This is a genomic window from Thermogutta hypogea (assembly GCF_055386265.1).
Genome location: NZ_AP042425.1, coordinates 4,040,442 through 4,057,765, shown reverse-complemented (window position 1 = coordinate 4,057,765; position 17,324 = coordinate 4,040,442). Strand labels below are relative to the sequence as shown.

The window sequence follows — 17,324 nt, the reverse complement described above, 5'->3', positions numbered from 1 at the left end:
GAGAGTCATGCCGCAGTGGCTGGCCGTGGAATGGGATGACGAGGAATTGCGGGCGGTGGTCGCCCGCGCCGGCCGGCGCGGCCTCGCGTTGGAGGACGCCTTTACCGTGCCGTTGCGGGAGGCGATTCCGGCGACGGCGGAGGACGGCTCGCGGCAGCGCCCCCCCGCGGAGGAGATCGGCGGCAAGTTGGCGGCGGCCCTCGCGGCCCGCGGCGTCTCGCGTCCCCGCACGTTCGTCGCCCTGAGCCGGTCGCGGATCGAGTTGCGGCAACTGTCCCTGCCGCCCGTCGCCGACGACGAACTCCCCGATCTCGTGCGTTTCCAGGCCATTCGTGAATTTCCACATATCGACGAGGAATGGCGGATCGACTATATCCCGCTGGAAACGGCGGCCGATCAGACCCGCGCGGTATTGGCGGCGGCGCTCCCGCCCGCCGGCAGCGCCGAAATCGCAGCCGTTTGCGGCGCAGCGGAGCTGAGCGTCGCGCGGCAGGTTTTGCGGCCTTGCGCGGCGGCCTCATTGGCCCTCCGCCGCGTACCCGGCGAGCCCGACGAGATTCGCCTGATCGTGAATCTGGTCGGCGAGGAGGTCGATCTGGTCATTGTGGTGCGGGACGCGCTGGTATTCGTGCGGACCGCCCGCGTAGCCGGCGACCCCTTGCGCGACCCGGACGCGGCCGAGCTTTTCGTGGGCGAAATCCGCCGCACGATGGTCGCCGCTCAAAATCAGTTGGGCGGGGGGCGGGCCAACCGCATCGTACTGTGCGGAGCGGACGCCGCCCACGAGACCTTGGGCGCCATGCTCGGCGAACGGCTCTCCCTCCCCTCCGCCTGCTTCGATCCCTTCGCCGAATTCACGCTCCGCGGCGAATTGGCCGCCCATCGCCCGGACGACACGGGCCGCTTCGCCGCCTTGGTGGGCGTGCTGGCGGACGAGGCCGAAAAGCGACCGCCGGCCGTCGATTTCCTGCATCCCAAACGCCGCCCCCAGCCCCCCTCGCGAAAGAACCAGTACCTGCTGGCCGGGGCCGCGGGCTTGCTACTGGTGCTGTGGGGCCTGATCTTCGCCTGGTTGACCCTCCGCGGCATCGACGAAAAAATCCAAGCCCTCCAAATCAAACGCCAAGAACTGGACCGCAAACTCAAGGAGGCGGAAAAAACTCGCAAGCTGGTCGACGCCCTGAACGCCTGGCGGGCGAGCGACGTCATGTGGCTCGATGAATTGAAGCGGCTCAACGAAAAGGTCCCCTCCGCCAAGGAAGTCATGCTCAACAAGCTGACGCTGGCGGCGGGCGAGCGGGGCGGACAAATCACCTTGGAGGGATTCGCCGCGAACGCCGAAGCCGTGCAGACGCTCGAGCAATCGCTGGAGGATCAAAACCATCAACTGCTCAGCAAGGGCAAGGCGGAGGACGCCTCGCAGCCGCCGTACACCCTGCGCTTCGGGTCGGTGGTGGTCATTCGTCCGCCCGAAGCACCGAGCGGAACCGCGCGGGCGGCCGCCGCCCGACGGACCGCCTCGCCGGCCGCGCGGGGAACCGCCGGAGGGAGGCAGCCATGACCATCGGCCGACGCGAAATCACCCTCCTCGCGGTGCTGGGCCTGTTCGGGGTCTTGCTCATCGGAACGGCCGTCTATTCCGCGGTCGTCTCGCCGTACCTCGCCAAGCAACGGAACTATCAGCAACTGGCGGCCCAGGTGGCGCAAAAGGAGCGGCAATGGAATGACCTGAAAAAGGCCGAGGAAACGCTCCGCGTCGCCCGCGAACAATCGCTGCCCGCCGATCCCGCCGTGGCCCGACGGCTCTACGAAAACTGGCTGCTGCAATCCGCCCAGGCCGCCGGTTTCGACGGCGTCAAGATCGAAAGCGGTGAAGTCCGCCGCGAGAGGGACCTGTTCTATCGCTTTCCCGTCGTGGTCCGCGGACAAGCGACCCTGGAGAAACTGACCGCCTTTCTGCACGCTTTCTATGCGCGGAACTATTTGCACCGCATTCAGCAAATATCCATCACACCGGGCAAGGACGGGAAGTCGATGGATTTGATGCTGTCGGTGGATGCCGTGGTTCTGGAAGACGCGGCGAGCAAGGATGCGTTGCCGGAAGGAGAACCGGCACGGCGCGCATTGCCGCCGCTGAAGGATTACGTGAGCGTAATCGCGGGCCGGAATCTGTTCGCCGTGTATCAGCCGCCCCCGCCGCCGCGACCGCCCCGGCCGCCGGAACCGCCCCGGCCGTCACCGCCGCCCCCGCCCCCGGCCCTGGACCCCAGCCGCTTCGCCTACGTCAACGCCATTGTGGAAGTCAACGGCAAGCGCGAAGTGTGGCTCTACTCCCGCACGGAGGGCAAGACGCTGCGGCTCAACGAGAACGATCCCTTCGCCATCGGGGTCGTCAAAGGCCGCGTCGTGCGGATCGGCGTCCGCGACGTGGAGATCGAGGTGGACGGCGAACCGCGGAAGCTGTCTTTGGGTGATTGCCTGTACTCCGAGAGCCGGCAACCGGACAAGGAAACGTGACGCGCCGTCCGTCCGGGGCGGACCGCCCGGGGCGTGGGCATCGCAGTTAGGTCCGTCGGGACGCACCGGCGCTGCCGGCTTCCTCGGCTTCGTAGTCGGCCGGCCGGGGTCGCAGCGGAGCGAGGTCCCCCGTCGCGCGTTTTCGCTCCCGCCGCCGGGTTACGCCGGCGGCTTCCAAGTCGGCGCAATCAATAACGTCGCGCCGTGTTTTCACTCGGCGGCTTGCGCCGCCGAACCGGCATCGTTATATTGGTCATGCGGAACGCCGGCGCCGAAAGTTCCATCGCTGGGAGGACTTGCTCATGTGGGAATCGCGTCTTCGCCCGACTCGCCTTTCGCGGCGCAACCTGTTGCAGGCCTCGGCGGCGGCCGCCTTGCTTCCGGCCGCGCGCTTCCTACCGGCCGAGGAGGCCGCGGAGGTCCCCCTGCGAGCCGTCACCCGGGGACCGCGCTTCCACTGGTTCGCCTATTACGACAAACTGCAATTCGACGCCGAAAACCGTCGCGTCTTGGGCATGGAGGTCGATTTCGAGCACCGTTCGCCGCGGCCCGAGGACCGCGTCCGGCTGGGCATGGCGGACCTGCAAGACGGCGACCGCTGGATCGAGTTGGGAGAAAGTACGGCCTGGTGCTGGCAGCAAGGCTGCATGCTCCAGTGGCGGCCCGGCCACGATCGGCAAGTCCTTTGGAACGACCGAGCCGGCGACCGCTACGTCTGCCGTATCCACGACTTGGCGACCGGGCAAACCCGCACCGTCGCGGCCCCGATCTATGCCGTTGCGCCGGACGGCCGCTGGGCGGTCAACGCCGATTTCCGCCGCATCAACGATTTGCGGCCGGGCTACGGCTACGCCGGTCTCCCCGATCCTTACGCCGACGAACGGGCGCCCAAGGACTCGGGGATCGAGCACGTGGATTTGGAGACCGGCGCCGCGACGCGGATCGTGTCCATCGCCGATGCCGCCGCCATCCCCTTCGATCACGGCGATTTCGGCGAGGGCAAACACTGGTTCAACCATCTTCTGGTCAATCCCGACGGCACCCGGCTGGTCTTCCTGCACCGCTGGAAGATCGACGCCGACCGTTGGCTTACCCGCATGTTATCGGTTCGGCCGGACGGCGGCGATCTCCGCGTGCTGATCGGATCCGGGTACGTATCGCACTTCATCTGGCGCGATCCCGATCACATCCTGGCCTACGCCAAGCCGGCCCCCGACGCCGCTTGGGGTTTCTTCCTCTTCGAAGATCGGCCGGGCGGCACCGTCGAGCAGATCGGAGCGGGGGTGATGGGACCGGGCGACGGCCATTGCACCTACCTGCCCGGAAATCAGTGGATCCTCTGCGACACCTACCCGGACCGGGATCGCATGCAGCACCTCTATCTCTTCCGCTTGGCGGACGGCAAGCGCGTCCCCCTGGGCAAATTCCACCTGCCGCCGGAATACAAGGGCGAATGGCGCTGCGACTTGCATCCCCGTTTCAGCCGCGACGGCCGATTCGTCACGATCGACTCCGCGCACGAGGGCGGCCGGCAAATCTACTTGCTGGACATCTCGCGGATCGTGGAGAGCCCTGCGGCGTAAAAGCCCGAGACGGGCCGGGGCGTCCGGGCCGATCCGAGGAGGGAAGAACCCAGGCTCTACCGACGAGCCGCCGAAGGGAACGCCCGCTCGCACGCACCGGTCTTCCGACGGCGAGCTTAGACGTGATTTGAGGGAGTCGGGTCGGAGAAGAAAGGGGCGTCGTCGTTGTCGGGCGAGCCGCCCGCGGTTTCACCTTCGTTGAGCGGAATCGTCACCCGAACCGTCGTTCCTCGTCCGGAAGCCGAGACGATTTGGGCGGATCCGCCCAGCATTCGGGCACGGTCGCGGATGGCGGCCAGGCCGAAATGCCCCGCCGGGGCATCCGCCGGATCGAAGCCCCGCCCCCAATCCCGCACCACGATGCGCAGTTGCCCCCCCTCGCGCGCGATGCGGACCTCCAGCTCTTGCGTGCCGCTGTGGCGGACGGCGTTATGCACCGCCTCTTGCACGATCCGATAGATATTGTTCTCCACGGGCGGGGCCAGGCGCAACGACTCCTCGTCGGATACCACGCGGATGACGATGCCGCTTTGCTCGCCCAAGTCGCGGCAGAAGTCCCGCAGAGCGGCGACCAGCGAGCCGCGATCCAATCCCGCCGGCCGCAAACCGTCGATCATCCGCCGGGCTTCGGCGATGGCCTGGCGGAGCAGGAGGACCGCTCGGTCCAAAACGGCGGCGGCCTCCTCGGGACGCTCGCGCCGAACGTGCTCGAACGACTGCAAGTGCATGAGGGCGGCCGACGCCTGTTGCACGAATCCGTCGTGAATCTCGTAGGCCAGAATCTCGCTCAGGTGATCGGTGCGGTGCACCCACTCGTGCAACAGCCGGTGCTCCTGCTCCTCCCATTCCTGCCGGTCCTGCGCCCAGGCGGATTTGACGTGCTCGAATTCCTGTTGAATCTTGCGCCACTCCGTGACGTCCGAAATGTATCCCTGGAGGCAAAGCAGCTCGCCGTCGCGGCCGAAGATCCCCTGCCCTTGCTCCCAGACCCATTTGACGGCTCCGTCCGCCGTGCGAATGCGATAAACCACGCGATAAGTACGCCGCTGGGCCACGGCCTCTTGGATGGTGTTGTAAACCATCTCCCGATCCTCCGGTTCGATCAGCTCGGCGTAAGCGATGCGGCGATTGCCGAGCAGATCCTCGGGAGCGTAACCCGTCAGCGAACGGCAGCCCTCGCTGATGAACTCCATGGTCCACTGGGGATCGTTGCGACAGCGATAGACCAACCCCGGCAACCCTTCCAGGACGCTGTTCAGCCGCTGGGCTTCCAAGGCCAAGAAGGCGCTATAACGATGCGCCGCCGTCAGGTTGGGGCGAATTCCCAACACTCCGAACAAGGCAAGCACGGAGATGGCCAGTGCGACCGCCTCCGCCACGGGAACGGGTTGCACGCCGGCAACCCACCATTCTCCCAATACCAGCCCGCGGCGAATCCCCATCAACAGCATGACGGTGGCGATCGAGAGCCAGCCCCAGCCCACGCGGGACTCCCGCGCCAGTTGAAAAGCCAAAGCGGCGGCCATCGCCTGAAAGACGATCGACAGCACAAGAACGATGGTGATCAACGAAGCTTCCACGGGAGCGAATGATTCCTTTTGGCCCGCTTTCCGAATGGGCCGGTCTTTGCCGGGCCGCCGAAGTTCTCCGACAGCGGAGTGCCGCGGATTCTTGCCCCCTCCATTTCACGCTTCGCCCGTGCGCTACGGATTCACGTCCCCGCCGGACGAGCCGATGCGCTGCCATTCGCGAAGACGCCGACGCCGTATTACGCCCTGAGAAAGCCCGATTCACACGTTTCGGTTAAAACGGCGACGTCGAACGCCCCTTTTGAAATTATTGCTTCTAATTTGGGAATAAAGAACCGCCAGCTTAGGGGGATTCTTCCGGTTTTTTCCGTGTATCCCACATTTTGACCCCGCCCTGGCCGACCGGCTTGCCGCGCGGTGGGATGTCGTGCGGTACCGCTCGACACCGTCACGCCTCGGACGGTTGCCGAACAAGGCATCCCTTGAAAAGTCTAGGTTATTTCGGCCGCCGCGGCCCCGCGCCGATCCGCCGGCGACACCGCCGCTCCCCGGCCGCCGGTACGCAACCCACCTTGCGTTACGACCCCTTTCGGGCTATATGATGCAAGGTGGTCGATCAGCCGGAGTCGCTGCGTCGCTGGGCGGCGGTCCGGAGGGCCGGGAGTTCCTTGCCGTGAAGGGGATCATGCCATCCGTCCCAACGAATTCGCGTTTCAACGTTGCATAGCACCCGACTGCGGGGCCGCCTTCGGCACCGAGGAGGTTCACGTAGCTTGCCCTCGTTGCGGAGCGCTGCTGGAAGTCGCCTACGACTGGAATCGGCTTGCGCCGCCGCGGAGCCTTCGCGATTTCGAAGCCCATTGGTCACGGCGGAGCGACCCCCACTCCTTCAGCGGCGTGTGGCGTTTTCACGCCTTGCTCCCCTTCGCCGCCCGCGAGGAGTGCGTCACCATCGGCGAGGGCCAGACCCTCTTGCAACGTTCGGATCAGGTTGCCCGATACGTGGGCATGAATCCCGGGCGGCTCTTCCTGCAATACGAGGGGATGAACCCGTCGGGGAGCTTCAAGGACAACGGCATGTCGGCCGCCTTCACGCATGCCCGGCTGACCGGCGCCAAGAAGGCGGCCTGCGCCTCCACCGGCAACACCAGTGCCTCGCTGGCGCTGTATTGTGCGGTCACGCGGCTGATGCGGGCGGTGATCTTCGTCGGTTCCGGCAAGATCGCCTACGGCAAGCTGTCGCAGGCTTTGGACTACGGGGCCTTGACCGTTCAAATCGCGGGCGACTTCGACGACGCCATGCGGCGCGTGAAAGAGGTCAGCCAAGCGCTGGGCATCTACCTGGTCAATAGCGTCAACCCCTTTCGCCTGGAAGGCCAAAAGACGATCATGTTCCGCGTCTTGGAGGCCTTGAACTGGGAGGTGCCCGACTGGATCATCGTCCCGGGCGGAAACTTGGGCAACTCCAGCGCGTTCGGCAAGGCGTTTCGCGAACTCTTGGAGTTGGGCCTGATTCCCCGCGCGCCGCGGCTGGCCGTGATCAATGCGGCCGGCGCCGATACGCTCTACAATCTGTTCGAGCATCAGGGACTTCGCTGGAACGGCGGGCGGCCCGACCCCGATCTGATCCGAAAATACTACGAAGACATGGATCGCGAACAGCGCCGGGCCGAAACCATCGCCAGCGCCATCGAAATCAACCGGCCCGTCAACCTCGCGAAATGCCTGCAAGCCTTGGACACCTGCCGCGGCGTCGTCCGCGAGGTCACCGATCAGGAGATCTTGGACGCCAAGGCCCAAGTCGGGTCCGGCGGGCTGGGGTGCGAGCCCGCCAGCGCGGCGAGCGTGGCCGGGCTGAAACGGTTGGTGGCCGAGGGTGTGGTGGGACCGGACGAACGCGCCGTCTGCATCTTGACCGGCCATCAGCTCAAGGATCCCACCGCCACCGTCGCCTATCACACCACGGACCAAGACATGTTCGACCGCGTGCTGGGCAGCCGGGGCGTGCGGCGGGCAACCTTCGCCAACCGCGCTGTGACCGTGGCCAACGATCTGAACGAAATCATCCGGGCGATCGAATTGTACGGTTGAGGCCGACCGACGCGCGAGCGCGAGCCGCCATCGAGCTTCCGCGCCGGCAAGCGATCCGGTTTTCAAACAGGGCTTCCACCGCCGGCTTGCAACGGCAGCTCAGGGAAGTCATACATACCCGAACGTGACGACCGACGCGGAATCGCGAGCTTCGGATGCCGGGCCGACGTGGAAGATCGGCGTGGCATAATCGTGGAATACCAGCTTGGCAGGAATCGCAAGGGTGGGATCATGGGAAAACTACGTCTTGCCGTGATTGGGGCCGCCGGTCGCATGGGCCGGCGGATCGTCGCCTTGGCCACGGAGGATGCGGAGCTGATGGTGACGGCCGCCCTGGACGCGGCCGATCATCCGCAGATGGGGCAAGATGCGGGCGTGGCGGCGGGTGTGGGGCCGCTGGGAGTCTTGCTCCGTCCCGACCTCAGCGCCCCCGCCGACGTGGCCGTCGATTTCTCCTCCCCTCATGCCACCGACCACGTGCTGGCCTTGTGCCGCGAACATCGCCTGCCGTTGGTGTTCGCCACGACGGGCATTTCCGCCGAGCAGCAGCAGCGATTGGAAGCCCTGTCACGGGAGATTCCCATCGTGCAGGCCCCCAATATGAGCCTGGCGGTCAACTTGGCCATGAAACTGGCCCAAACGGCGGCCGCCGCATTGAAGGCCTTCGACGCCGACGTGGAGATCCTCGAGCGGCACCATCGATTCAAAGAGGATGCGCCCAGCGGTACCGCCCTGGAGTTCGGCCGCGTCATCAGCCGCGAAATGGGGCAGACCGTGCATCGGCACGGGCGGGAGGGTCGTCCCGGCAAACGGCCCCGCAACGAAATCGGCTACCACGCGGTCCGCGTCGGCGATAATCCCGGCGAGCACGATATCGTCTTCGGCCTGCTGGGCGAGACGGTGGAGATCATCGTTCGGGCGACCAACCGCGACGCCTACGCCAAAGGGGCCTTGGCGGCGGCCAAGTTCGTCGCGCGGCAACCGCCCGGACTCTATTCCATGCGAGACGTCTTGAAACTCTAGGCGCGGTAATCGCCGCAAGCGCGGGGCGCCGGCCGGCTGCGGTCGGCAGGCGGTCAGCGGTGCGCCGGCAATGCTGCGGGGCCGTTGACCGTTCGACCGTCACGGTGAGGCCGGGTCCGCACCCCGTCTTTGGTACACGATTACCGCGGCGGCCGGGGCCTGCTCCAAGGTTACCGTCCATCCTTGCTCCATCAACGCTTGACCCGTCGCCGTGAAGCGCCGATCGGAGTCCCAATGCGTCAAGGTGTAGGTTGCCGCCGGGTCCAGTTCCCGTAATCGGAACGTGGGCGAATCGGGCGCGGCCGCGTCGCGGCGGAAGGCTTGGATCAAGCCGCGTCCTTCTTCCGGCAGGTTGAACTGCCAGGCGATCCAGACGGTCTTCTCCAAACTGTAGGGCGTCAACGGGTAATAGTCGCCGTAGAAACAGGGCGCTACTTCTCGGAAAGCGCGATAGAGGCGGCGGAGCGCGTCGTAGTCCAAGTCCTTGACGCGAATGTCCACGCCGCAGCCCAAGCTGGGAGCGACGTTGCTCCAAAAGGCGTACGGCTCGACGGGAGTCGCTCCCGCCCCGTAGTACGGTGCGGCGGAGCAGGCGACCGTGCCCGTCCCGTGATAAGGCAGCCAAAAGCTCAATCCGTAGGTCATACCCTGGTGGCCGATCGGCTCGTAGGCGTAGTCGCTCCGCCACAGCGGCACGGCCCGCCGCATGGTCTCCAAATCGTTCCGCCGTCCGCCGCTGGCGCACGCGTCGATGAGCATGTCGGGGCGGCGCCGCCGCAGTTCGTCCCAGTAGGCCAGGTGGCCGGTCACGTAGCGATTCTCCGTGATGCCTTGCCGATCGGGGGCGTCCGCGGCGCGCCAAAACGCCAGCGGCTCGATATTGAAGTCCTCGCGGTAAAGGTCGATACCCTGTTCGGTGAGCAAGCCGTCGATGTGGTCGGTGAGCCATTGCCGGGCCTCGGGATTTCCCAGGTCGAGCAGGCGGGGGCCGTCTTCTCGCGGCGTAACCGCGGAATCGTATAGCACGAACGTCGCCGGATCGGGCTGCTCCCCCGGAGCCGACCAACCGTACGACCACGCGGCCGACGGGTTTGTTTCGGGGTCGAAGTCGCGGGCGGCATCGTGCAGCCGGCCGTCGGGGTCAAGGATTTGCACCTCCAAACCGGTCGAATCGCAAATGTAGCTGCCGTTTCCGTAACCCACGGCAAAGTCCACGGTCGCGCCGGCCTGCAAGGCGAGGGTGCCCTCGTAACGGGCTTCCGGTTCGGCGCCGTCCAGGCGCAGTCCGCCCGCGAAAACGCTGCGGTCCGCCGCGAGCACGTGGACGGAGGTCGTGGTTTGGCGGTCGATGGCCAGAAAACGCGCTTGCACGCGGTAGTCGCCGGCCTTGGGCGCGGTGAAGCGGATGACGCTGAATTCGCCCTTGGGTCCGGGATGGCAAGAGAGGCGGCCCGGCACCCACTCGATGCCCGCCATCCGGTAGGTATTCGAGCCCAGATTGCAGCTCACATTGGGGTCCGGCGTGCTGAACGACTTGCTCCGCCATGCCCGCATCCCCGTGGAGCCGTCCTCCTTCCCCGTCCGCGTCAGCAGCCACTCCGGATGTTGCTGATAGAGCCGAGTGCCGGGCATCACGCGTTCCGGTTCGAACCAGACCAGGATCTTGACGCCGTTGGCGTGCGCGAAATCGCTGATGGGCTTGAATCCGCGGGGAAAGCGGCGGGGGTCCACCTCCCAGGTCCCGACCTGCGGCCAGCCCTGCTCCTGGATGTACCAACCGGCATCCATCCACCAGTAGTCCGGGCGAAGTCCCTCTTCCAAGTAGCGCCGGATGTGCATGATTTGATTGGCTTCGTCGGCGTGGATCATCTCTTCGTAGGCCCGCGAGGACGACGCCACGAACTGGGTGGGCGGGAGGCGTCCGCCCGGCCGCGGCAGGTTGTGCCGGATCATCCACCGCCGCCAGACGTTGTGGGCGCGAAGGCGATCGCCCCGCCAAAATTGGAGCACGATCCGCGGGGTGCGGATTGTTTCGCCGGGCAGGAGCCGCAAGCGGGTGCTCTCTTGGCCGATGCGGAGCCGCAAGCCGCGGTCGGCGTCGCGGATCAACTCCGCGGCCCATTGGCCGGGCCAGCCTATCGCCACGATCCGCCCCCCGTCGTCGAAAGCGAGGTTGAAGTAGGGCCAATCGGCGTCGCTGGGCCGCCCGTTCGTCCCGCTCATCCGCTGTGTCCGCCCCGCCTCGAGGACCGAGGTCAATGGCTCGTAATCGCGCTGAGAGGCCTGCGAGCCGCGGTGATGATGCAGCGTGAATTCGCTCGCGCCCTGCCGCGTCCACGTTTCGTCCAGCGCCAAGATGTTTTCCAGCAGGGGAGCCGCCGCGTCGCCCGCGTTCTCCAGTTCCACCACCCATTCCACCGTGGGAAAATCATGGTAGCGCGTCAGTCTTTGCCGCACGATCAGCCCGCTCGCGGCATCGCGCCAGGTGGTCACGTATTCCGTCCGAAACTCGTCCGGTTGCGAGATCTCCTCGCTCAAGTTCCAGCCGGGCAGGCACTCGGCGGAGGGGCGCCCGTCGTATTGAAAAGAAAAGGACGGTCCCCCGGGTCCGCCGGGGGCGTGCTCTTCGATCCACGCTTGAGCCTGCCGCAATTCCTGGGCGGTGGGCGCAACCTGGGCGATCACACTCGCGACGAAGAAAAGCGTCGTGCCGACGCCGAACATGCACGTCGTGGCTAGGGTTTTCACACGCCGTCCTCCGAAGGTACACGGACTGTCCGCGGTCCGGCGCCGCGGTGCATAGCCGACCGCCGGTCGCCCCTCACGCCGATTCCAGGGGCAAGCGAATCGGCCGCTGTTGACGATAGCATTCCAATGCGGCGAAGACGATCTCGTGGGTCACCGCCGCATCCTCCAAATTGCAGTGCGATTCGACGCCGCTCTGCAAGCAGGCCACAAAGTGGTCGATCTCGGCCTGGAAGGGGTGATGCGTCACGTCGCTGGAATCCGGCAGAATGCTGGGAATTTCCACCCAATCGGTTTGGCCGGGAAACTGATGCGACCAGATGCGATTGTCGAAGGCGCTGCCGCGGTCGCCGAAGATGCGGATGGGAAAGCGATAGGGCATGACGCACTCCGCGTTGACGGAGACCTTGCCCAGAACGCCGTTTGTGAATCGCACCACGACGATTTCCAACCCGTCATATTCCATCGGCGGGGCGTTCTCGATCCAGGTATGGGTGATGGGGTTGTATTCGCGGGTCTGCCCCTTGCGACGTCCGCCGCGTACGGCGAAGACTTCCTCGGGCAGGGCCGCCTCGAATTCGCCGGGGGCGGCGAACCACCGCAGGGCGTCCACGGCATGGCACCCGCCCACCAACAGCGCGCTGACTCCTTGGGCGAGCGTCCGCGCGTCGTTCCAGCCGGACCACCAACTGCCGTTGTAGCTGAGATAGTCGGTCTCCACGCAATACGGTTGACCGAACGCGCCGTCCGCCAGCAGCCTTTTGAGCGTGCGAAAGAGGGGGTTCCAGCGGAGCACGAAGCTGACCACGGTTCGCACGCCGGCCTTCCGGACCGCTTCGCGCATGGTTCGCAACTGATGCAGATTGAGCGCGACCGGCTTTTCGATGACCATGTGCTTTCCCGCCGCGGCGGCCGCCACGACATTCTCGCAGTGCACGTGTTGCGGCGTGCAAATCGACACGATCTCGACGCCGGGATGCCGCAGGGCCTTTTCCAAGTCATCGTAGAGGGCCGCGTCGCGCAGTCCGGCCGCCTCCGCCCGTGCTCGCGCGCGATCGAGCGAACGATCACAGATCGCCAAGATTCGGGTAGCGGGATGTCGCTGATAGGCGGCGATGTGCTGACCGGAGACCCAGCCCGCCCCGTGTACCAATACTCCGAATTGCTTGTCCGTCACGGCATCTTTCTCCCATCGTCAAGCGTCTTGCGTCCAAGGCCCGAAATCCCGAGCGGCCGCGAAGAAGGCGTCCAGATTCTCCGGCGGCGTCTCCATGGCCAGCGTGCAACCGGAGCTGAGAACGAACCGCCTCACACCGCTTGCGCGCACCTGCTCCAAGAGCGCCTGGGTGCGACGGTACACTTCGTCCGGGGCGGCCTGGGCGAGCACGCGGACCGGATCCAGGTTGCCCCACAGTGCGACGTCGGGACCGACGATTTCGGCGGCCCGGCGGATCTCGACCGGAAAGTCGATTTCCAGGACGTCGGCGCCCGTCGCCGCCATATCACGGAGGATGGCGGAACCGTCGCCGCAGATATGCAGCGAGACGGGAATCGACGTCCGTTCCCGAATCCGCGCGATCAACCGCTTTTCGAAGGGTTGGGCGATTTCGCGATAGAGTCGCGGGCCGATCAACCCGGCGGGCGAATCTCCCCCGCTCAGCATGTCGGCTCCGGCTTCGGCCAGCGCCGCGGCATACGTTAAGGTGTATTCCAGGCACCGCTCCATCAGGGCTTCCACCAGGTCTCGCTCCTCCAGCACCGCCGTCATCATGCGGTTGATACCCAGCAGTTGGCTCGCCAGCGAAAAGGGATACTGGTCGAAACAAGCCACCAGGAAGACTTCCTCGCCCAGGACCTCGCGGATCATGCGGAGGGCTTGCAGCATGAGCGGCCAACGTCCGCTCCGGGCCGCGTCGGGCGGCGGAATCCGCTCCACGTCCTCCGCCGTGCGAATGAGCGGCGGTCCCACCCCGCCCGCCGGTTGGTTCTCGTCCGGGAATCCGATCGGGACGCCCATCGCCTCGGCATTGACCCAAGTGTCGGCGGAGAGCCATACGGCGTCCGGGCGAAAGCGGCGGTAGTAGGCCGCCACGCAGTCGGCCGGCACCCGGGCGTCCAGCGTGTATTGCCGGACGGACACCCCGCTCAGCCGGGCACAATAGTGGACGGCCAACGGGCCGGTGGGGCATCGCGGCACGCCCTCTCCCGCCAGCGCGGCCTTCACCAATCGGCGCGCGTTCATGTTGCCTTTCCCTCCCTTGCGAGCGATGCTGAGGGCATATCCGCGGGGCAAGGATCGCCCTACCTTGTGCCGGAATTGTAATTCCGAGGTCGAGCCTGTGCAGCAGGGGCGCCGACCCAAGGCAAAGACGCGCGGGGACTTCCAGTCCGGAACCGGAAAGCCCCAGGCATCGGCGGGCGGCACGCGCCGGCGGCTCGGAGGTCGGCGGCCCAACCTCCGCTTGCACATTGAGAACGCCGAACCGGCGAAATATACTGCCTTCCGTTCGAAAAAGGCGCGGCTGCGTGATGACCGCCCTATCCCGCCGATCTCGATTCCGATTGTCATCCGTTGCAAAACAAAGGTCGCCCGTGATGCGATATTTTCTGCCGGCCCTAGTGTTTTCGGCCCTGTTCGGCATCGTCGTGCAGGCGGCTTTTCCAGCGGAGCCGCCTTCCCCGGTTCCCGACACACCGTCGGCCGACATGTCCAAGCCGGTCCAAGTTTTCATTCTGCTGGGCCAATCCAACATGGTCGGGGCGGGTCGGGTCACCGGTGACGGCGAAGGCTCCCTGACGTACGCCGTCCGCGAGAAGGGCAAATACCCCTATCTCATCGACGAGCAGGGGAACTGGGTGGTGCGGCACGACGTTCGCTATGTCCGCGTGATGGGCAGCGGCACCGGACCGATGCGCTTGTTCAACAATGAATGGATGACCGTCGGCGGCGGCAAGATCGGCCCCGAATTGGGAATCGGCCACGTCTTGGGAGACGCCCTCGACGCGCCGGTTTTGATCTTGAAGAGCTGCATCGGCAACCGCAGCCTGGGCTGGGATTTGCTCCCTCCCGGCAGCGAGCGATGCGAGGTGGAACTGAAGGACCCGAAGACCGGCGAGGTCAAGACGTGGGTCTATGCGGGCTACAAGGACTCGCCCGCCCGGTGGGAAAAAGGCACCACGCCCGAGCCGATCGCCTGGTACGCCGGCATGCAGTACGACGGCGACGTCGCCAACGCGAAGGCGGTCTTAGCCGAGTTGGACCGATATTACCCCGGGGCGACCGGTTACGAGATCGCGGGCTTCTTCTGGTGGCAGGGGGACAAGGATCGCTACGACCCGGTGCACGCCGCCCGCTACGAACGGAACCTCGTCCGCCTCATCCGGCAGCTCCGCGCGGACTTCAACGCGCCGGACGCCAAATTCGTTTGCGCGACCTTGGGACAAACCGAGAAAGGCGCCGCCGGCAACGACGGTCTGATTCTGGATGCCCAGCTCGCCGTGGACGGTGCGTCGGGCAAGTACCCCGAGTTCCGAGGCAACGTGGCGACGGTGTATAGTCACCCCCTGTGCCACGGCGGGGCTTCCAACAACCATTACGGCGGCCATGCCGAAACGTACATGGACGTGGGCGAAGCAATGGGCCGCGCCATGGCGGAGCTGTTGCGAGATTCCCCCCTGCCGCGGCCGTGAGGGCGCAGCCGCGCGCCGATCGCACAGCCGCAAGGCCTCCCTGTCGTCGCACGGCCCGCAGAATTACCGATCATGACGAATCACCAACATGCGAACCGCAAGGACTTGCAAAGGACTTGAACATGAACCGACTCCCCGCGGCCCTCTGCCTTCTCGCGGGTTTTCTGCTGTCGACGCCGGTCGCCGGTCAGGCCGCCGGTCAGGTTGCCGGCCGCAATCCACCGCGCTCCATGCCTCCCGAAGACGTGGTGGACGTGCCCGCTATCGGCGAAGGCTTGTGCGTCAGCAATCTCTTCCAAAGCAACATGGTGCTCCAGCGCGACAGACCGATCAACGTTTGGGGTTGGGCGGAGCCGGGCGAGCATGTGACCGTCTCCTTCGCCGGACAAGAGGTCACCGCGGAGGCACGGGCGGATCGATCGTGGCAAGTCTCACTTGAACCCACGGCCGTCCGTTCCGAGTCGCAAACCATGACCATCCGCGGCGCGAAGCGCACCATCACGCTGGAAAACATCCTGGTGGGAGACGTTTGGGTATTGGGAGGGCAGAGCAACATGGAGTTCCCCATCAGCCAGGTGGATGACGGGGAATTGGAAGTCGTCTCGGCCAATTTTCCCCAGATTCGCCTCCTCACCCTGCCGCAGGGAAAAGGGTTCGATTCCGTGCGCAGCTTCGAACGGCTGTACGAGTGGAGTTCCTGGTCGAATCGCCACTTCCGCAAGGGAGACTGGGAGGTCTGCACCCCGGAAACGGTGCGGGAGTTTTCGGCCATCGGCTATGTCTTCGGGCGACGTCTCCACATGGCCTCGGGCGTACCCATCGGGCTGATCGACGCCTCGATCGGGGGCACGACGGTCGAAACCTGGACGCCGCGGGAAGTCTTGGAGCAAATCCAAGGGGCGGAAACCCGCGCGATGCTGGAGGACTGGGACAAGCGGATCGCGGAATACGATCCGCAGGCGGATCTTCAAGCCCGCATCGCCGCTTACGAAGCCCGGATCAAGTCGCTCCAAGAACGCGGGGAGCCGATCCCTCCCGATAGCGCCCCGCCGACCGACCTGCGCCCCGGGCCCGCCGCCGACCGGAACCGGCCTGGCTATTGTTACGCAAGCGTGATTCGTCCGCTGGAAGGCTTTGCGGTCAAGGGAGCGGTCTTCCATCAAGGGTTCAACAACTGCTTCAACGGTTCGCCCGGCGCCCGGATGTACTACCAAGTCTTCGGCAAGATGATTACGGCTTGGCGAGCGACCTTCGGCGACCCGCAGATGCCGTTTTGCATCATATCGCTGTGCACGGCCGGCGACCCGCAGACCGCCGAGAATTTCCTCGAACCGATGTACGACGTCGGTCCCTACATCCGGGAATCGCAATATCGGACCTTCCGCGATTTCTACGATGCGGGAGACGGGGCCGTCGGTTTCGCCAGTTCCTACGACCTGCGCAAGAGCTTCTATCACCCCCAGATCAAGATTCCGGTCGGGGAACGGGCGGCGAAATGGGCCTTGGTCACGCAATACAAGATCCTGTCCGGACGCGACGCGGAGCAGTATTGGCTGCCGCCCGTCATCCTCCGCGCAGAGGCCCTCGACGGCACGCTCCGTCTGACCTTCAGCACCGAGGTCCGCACACGGGACGACGCCGACGGCAAAATGCTCGGCTTCGCGATCGCGGGGGAAGATCGAAGATTCTATCCCGCCGAGATTCGCTATCACGCCGAGGACTCGGGCGACGGCCGCAACCAGCCGCGGTATCACCGCAACGTCCTCGTCTTGAGCAGCCCGTTCGTCGCGCAGCCGGTACACTATCGCTATGCCTGGGCCCGAAACCCGATGGGCAACATCGTCAATCCTCGCGGTATTCCCTTGGCGACGCAGCGGAGCGACGACTGGGTCTTGGAAGAGACGCCTGTGAAAATCCCCGTTCCCGAGGGAATGCCGGACGATGCCGCTCGCCGCTTCGTCGGCAATCGCCTTCGTGAGCTGTTGCGCCGGGCCGACTTGGAACGCCGCCTTCAAGAAGCGCAAGCGACCGTCGAGGAACTCACACCGCTTGTCGAGCGAAACAAGGCCGAGTAGTCTCGAACTAGCATTCCCGCGCGAGGCTTGCCGACGGGGAAACCGGCGCCGCGGGTTGCCGGCGATTTGAG

At 65.6% G+C, this 17,324-nt stretch carries 11 protein-coding genes; 7 read left to right on the top strand and 4 right to left on the bottom strand.

Annotated elements, in window-relative coordinates:
• Positions 1-7: 7 nt before the first annotated feature.
• The 3 genes from ACZ5B4_RS14585 (at position 8) to ACZ5B4_RS14575 (ending at position 4,100) form a co-directional block, all read left to right on the top strand.
• The gene (locus tag ACZ5B4_RS14585; protein WP_464911962.1) at positions 8-1,561 is read left to right on the top strand and encodes a hypothetical protein; all 1,554 of its coding nucleotides are present in this window, start codon (positions 8-10) and stop codon (positions 1,559-1,561) included.
• Positions 1,558-2,517 carry a hypothetical protein gene (locus ACZ5B4_RS14580; protein WP_464911961.1) on the top strand — a complete coding sequence of 320 codons (960 nt, stop codon included), beginning with the start codon at positions 1,558-1,560 and terminating at the stop codon, positions 2,515-2,517. Before ACZ5B4_RS14585 ends, ACZ5B4_RS14580 begins: the two co-directional genes overlap by 4 nt.
• Before the next feature lie 302 nt (positions 2,518-2,819).
• Positions 2,820-4,100: a TolB-like translocation protein gene (locus ACZ5B4_RS14575; RefSeq protein WP_464911960.1), complete on the top strand. Its 1,281-nt coding sequence runs from the start codon at positions 2,820-2,822 to the stop codon at positions 4,098-4,100.
• A 116-nt stretch (positions 4,101-4,216) separates the two neighbouring features.
• Here the strand turns inward: ACZ5B4_RS14575 and ACZ5B4_RS14570 are convergent, their stop codons facing one another.
• Positions 4,217-5,680 (bottom strand): sensor histidine kinase, encoded by a 1,464-nt coding sequence (locus ACZ5B4_RS14570; protein WP_464911959.1) that lies wholly within the window; start codon positions 5,678-5,680, stop codon positions 4,217-4,219.
• A gap of 846 nt (positions 5,681-6,526) precedes the next feature.
• Here ACZ5B4_RS14570 and thrC point away from each other — a divergent pair.
• Together thrC and dapB are read left to right on the top strand one after the other, a co-directional pair.
• A complete protein-coding gene (gene thrC / locus ACZ5B4_RS14565; protein WP_464911958.1) occupies positions 6,527-7,720 on the top strand; it encodes a threonine synthase in 1,194 nt (397 codons plus the stop codon).
• Between the two features lie 231 nt (positions 7,721-7,951).
• Entirely contained in the window at positions 7,952-8,743 is a 792-nt protein-coding gene (gene dapB / locus ACZ5B4_RS14560) for a 4-hydroxy-tetrahydrodipicolinate reductase (protein ID WP_464914032.1), read from the top strand.
• Positions 8,744-8,842: 99 nt separating this feature from the next.
• Here the strand turns inward: dapB and ACZ5B4_RS14555 are convergent, their stop codons facing one another.
• From ACZ5B4_RS14555 to ACZ5B4_RS14545, 3 genes are all read right to left on the bottom strand, one after another.
• Positions 8,843-11,491, bottom strand: coding sequence for an alpha-galactosidase (locus ACZ5B4_RS14555; RefSeq protein ID WP_464911957.1), 2,649 nt, complete (start codon positions 11,489-11,491; stop codon positions 8,843-8,845).
• A gap of 73 nt (positions 11,492-11,564) precedes the next feature.
• Entirely contained in the window at positions 11,565-12,665 is a 1,101-nt protein-coding gene (locus ACZ5B4_RS14550; RefSeq protein WP_464911956.1) for a Gfo/Idh/MocA family protein, read from the bottom strand.
• Positions 12,666-12,683: 18 nt separating this feature from the next.
• A complete protein-coding gene (locus tag ACZ5B4_RS14545) occupies positions 12,684-13,730 on the bottom strand; it encodes a uroporphyrinogen decarboxylase family protein (protein ID WP_464911955.1) in 1,047 nt (348 codons plus the stop codon).
• A 353-nt stretch (positions 13,731-14,083) separates the two neighbouring features.
• Between ACZ5B4_RS14545 and ACZ5B4_RS14540 the strand changes: the two genes are divergently transcribed.
• Positions 14,084-15,178 carry a sialate O-acetylesterase gene (locus ACZ5B4_RS14540; protein ID WP_464914031.1) on the top strand — a complete coding sequence of 365 codons (1,095 nt, stop codon included), beginning with the start codon at positions 14,084-14,086 and terminating at the stop codon, positions 15,176-15,178.
• 122 nt (positions 15,179-15,300) lie between these two features.
• Positions 15,301-17,253, top strand: a complete 1,953-nt coding sequence (locus ACZ5B4_RS14535) for a hypothetical protein (protein ID WP_464911954.1) — start codon at positions 15,301-15,303, stop codon at positions 17,251-17,253.
• The last annotated feature ends 71 nt before the right edge of the window (positions 17,254-17,324 follow it).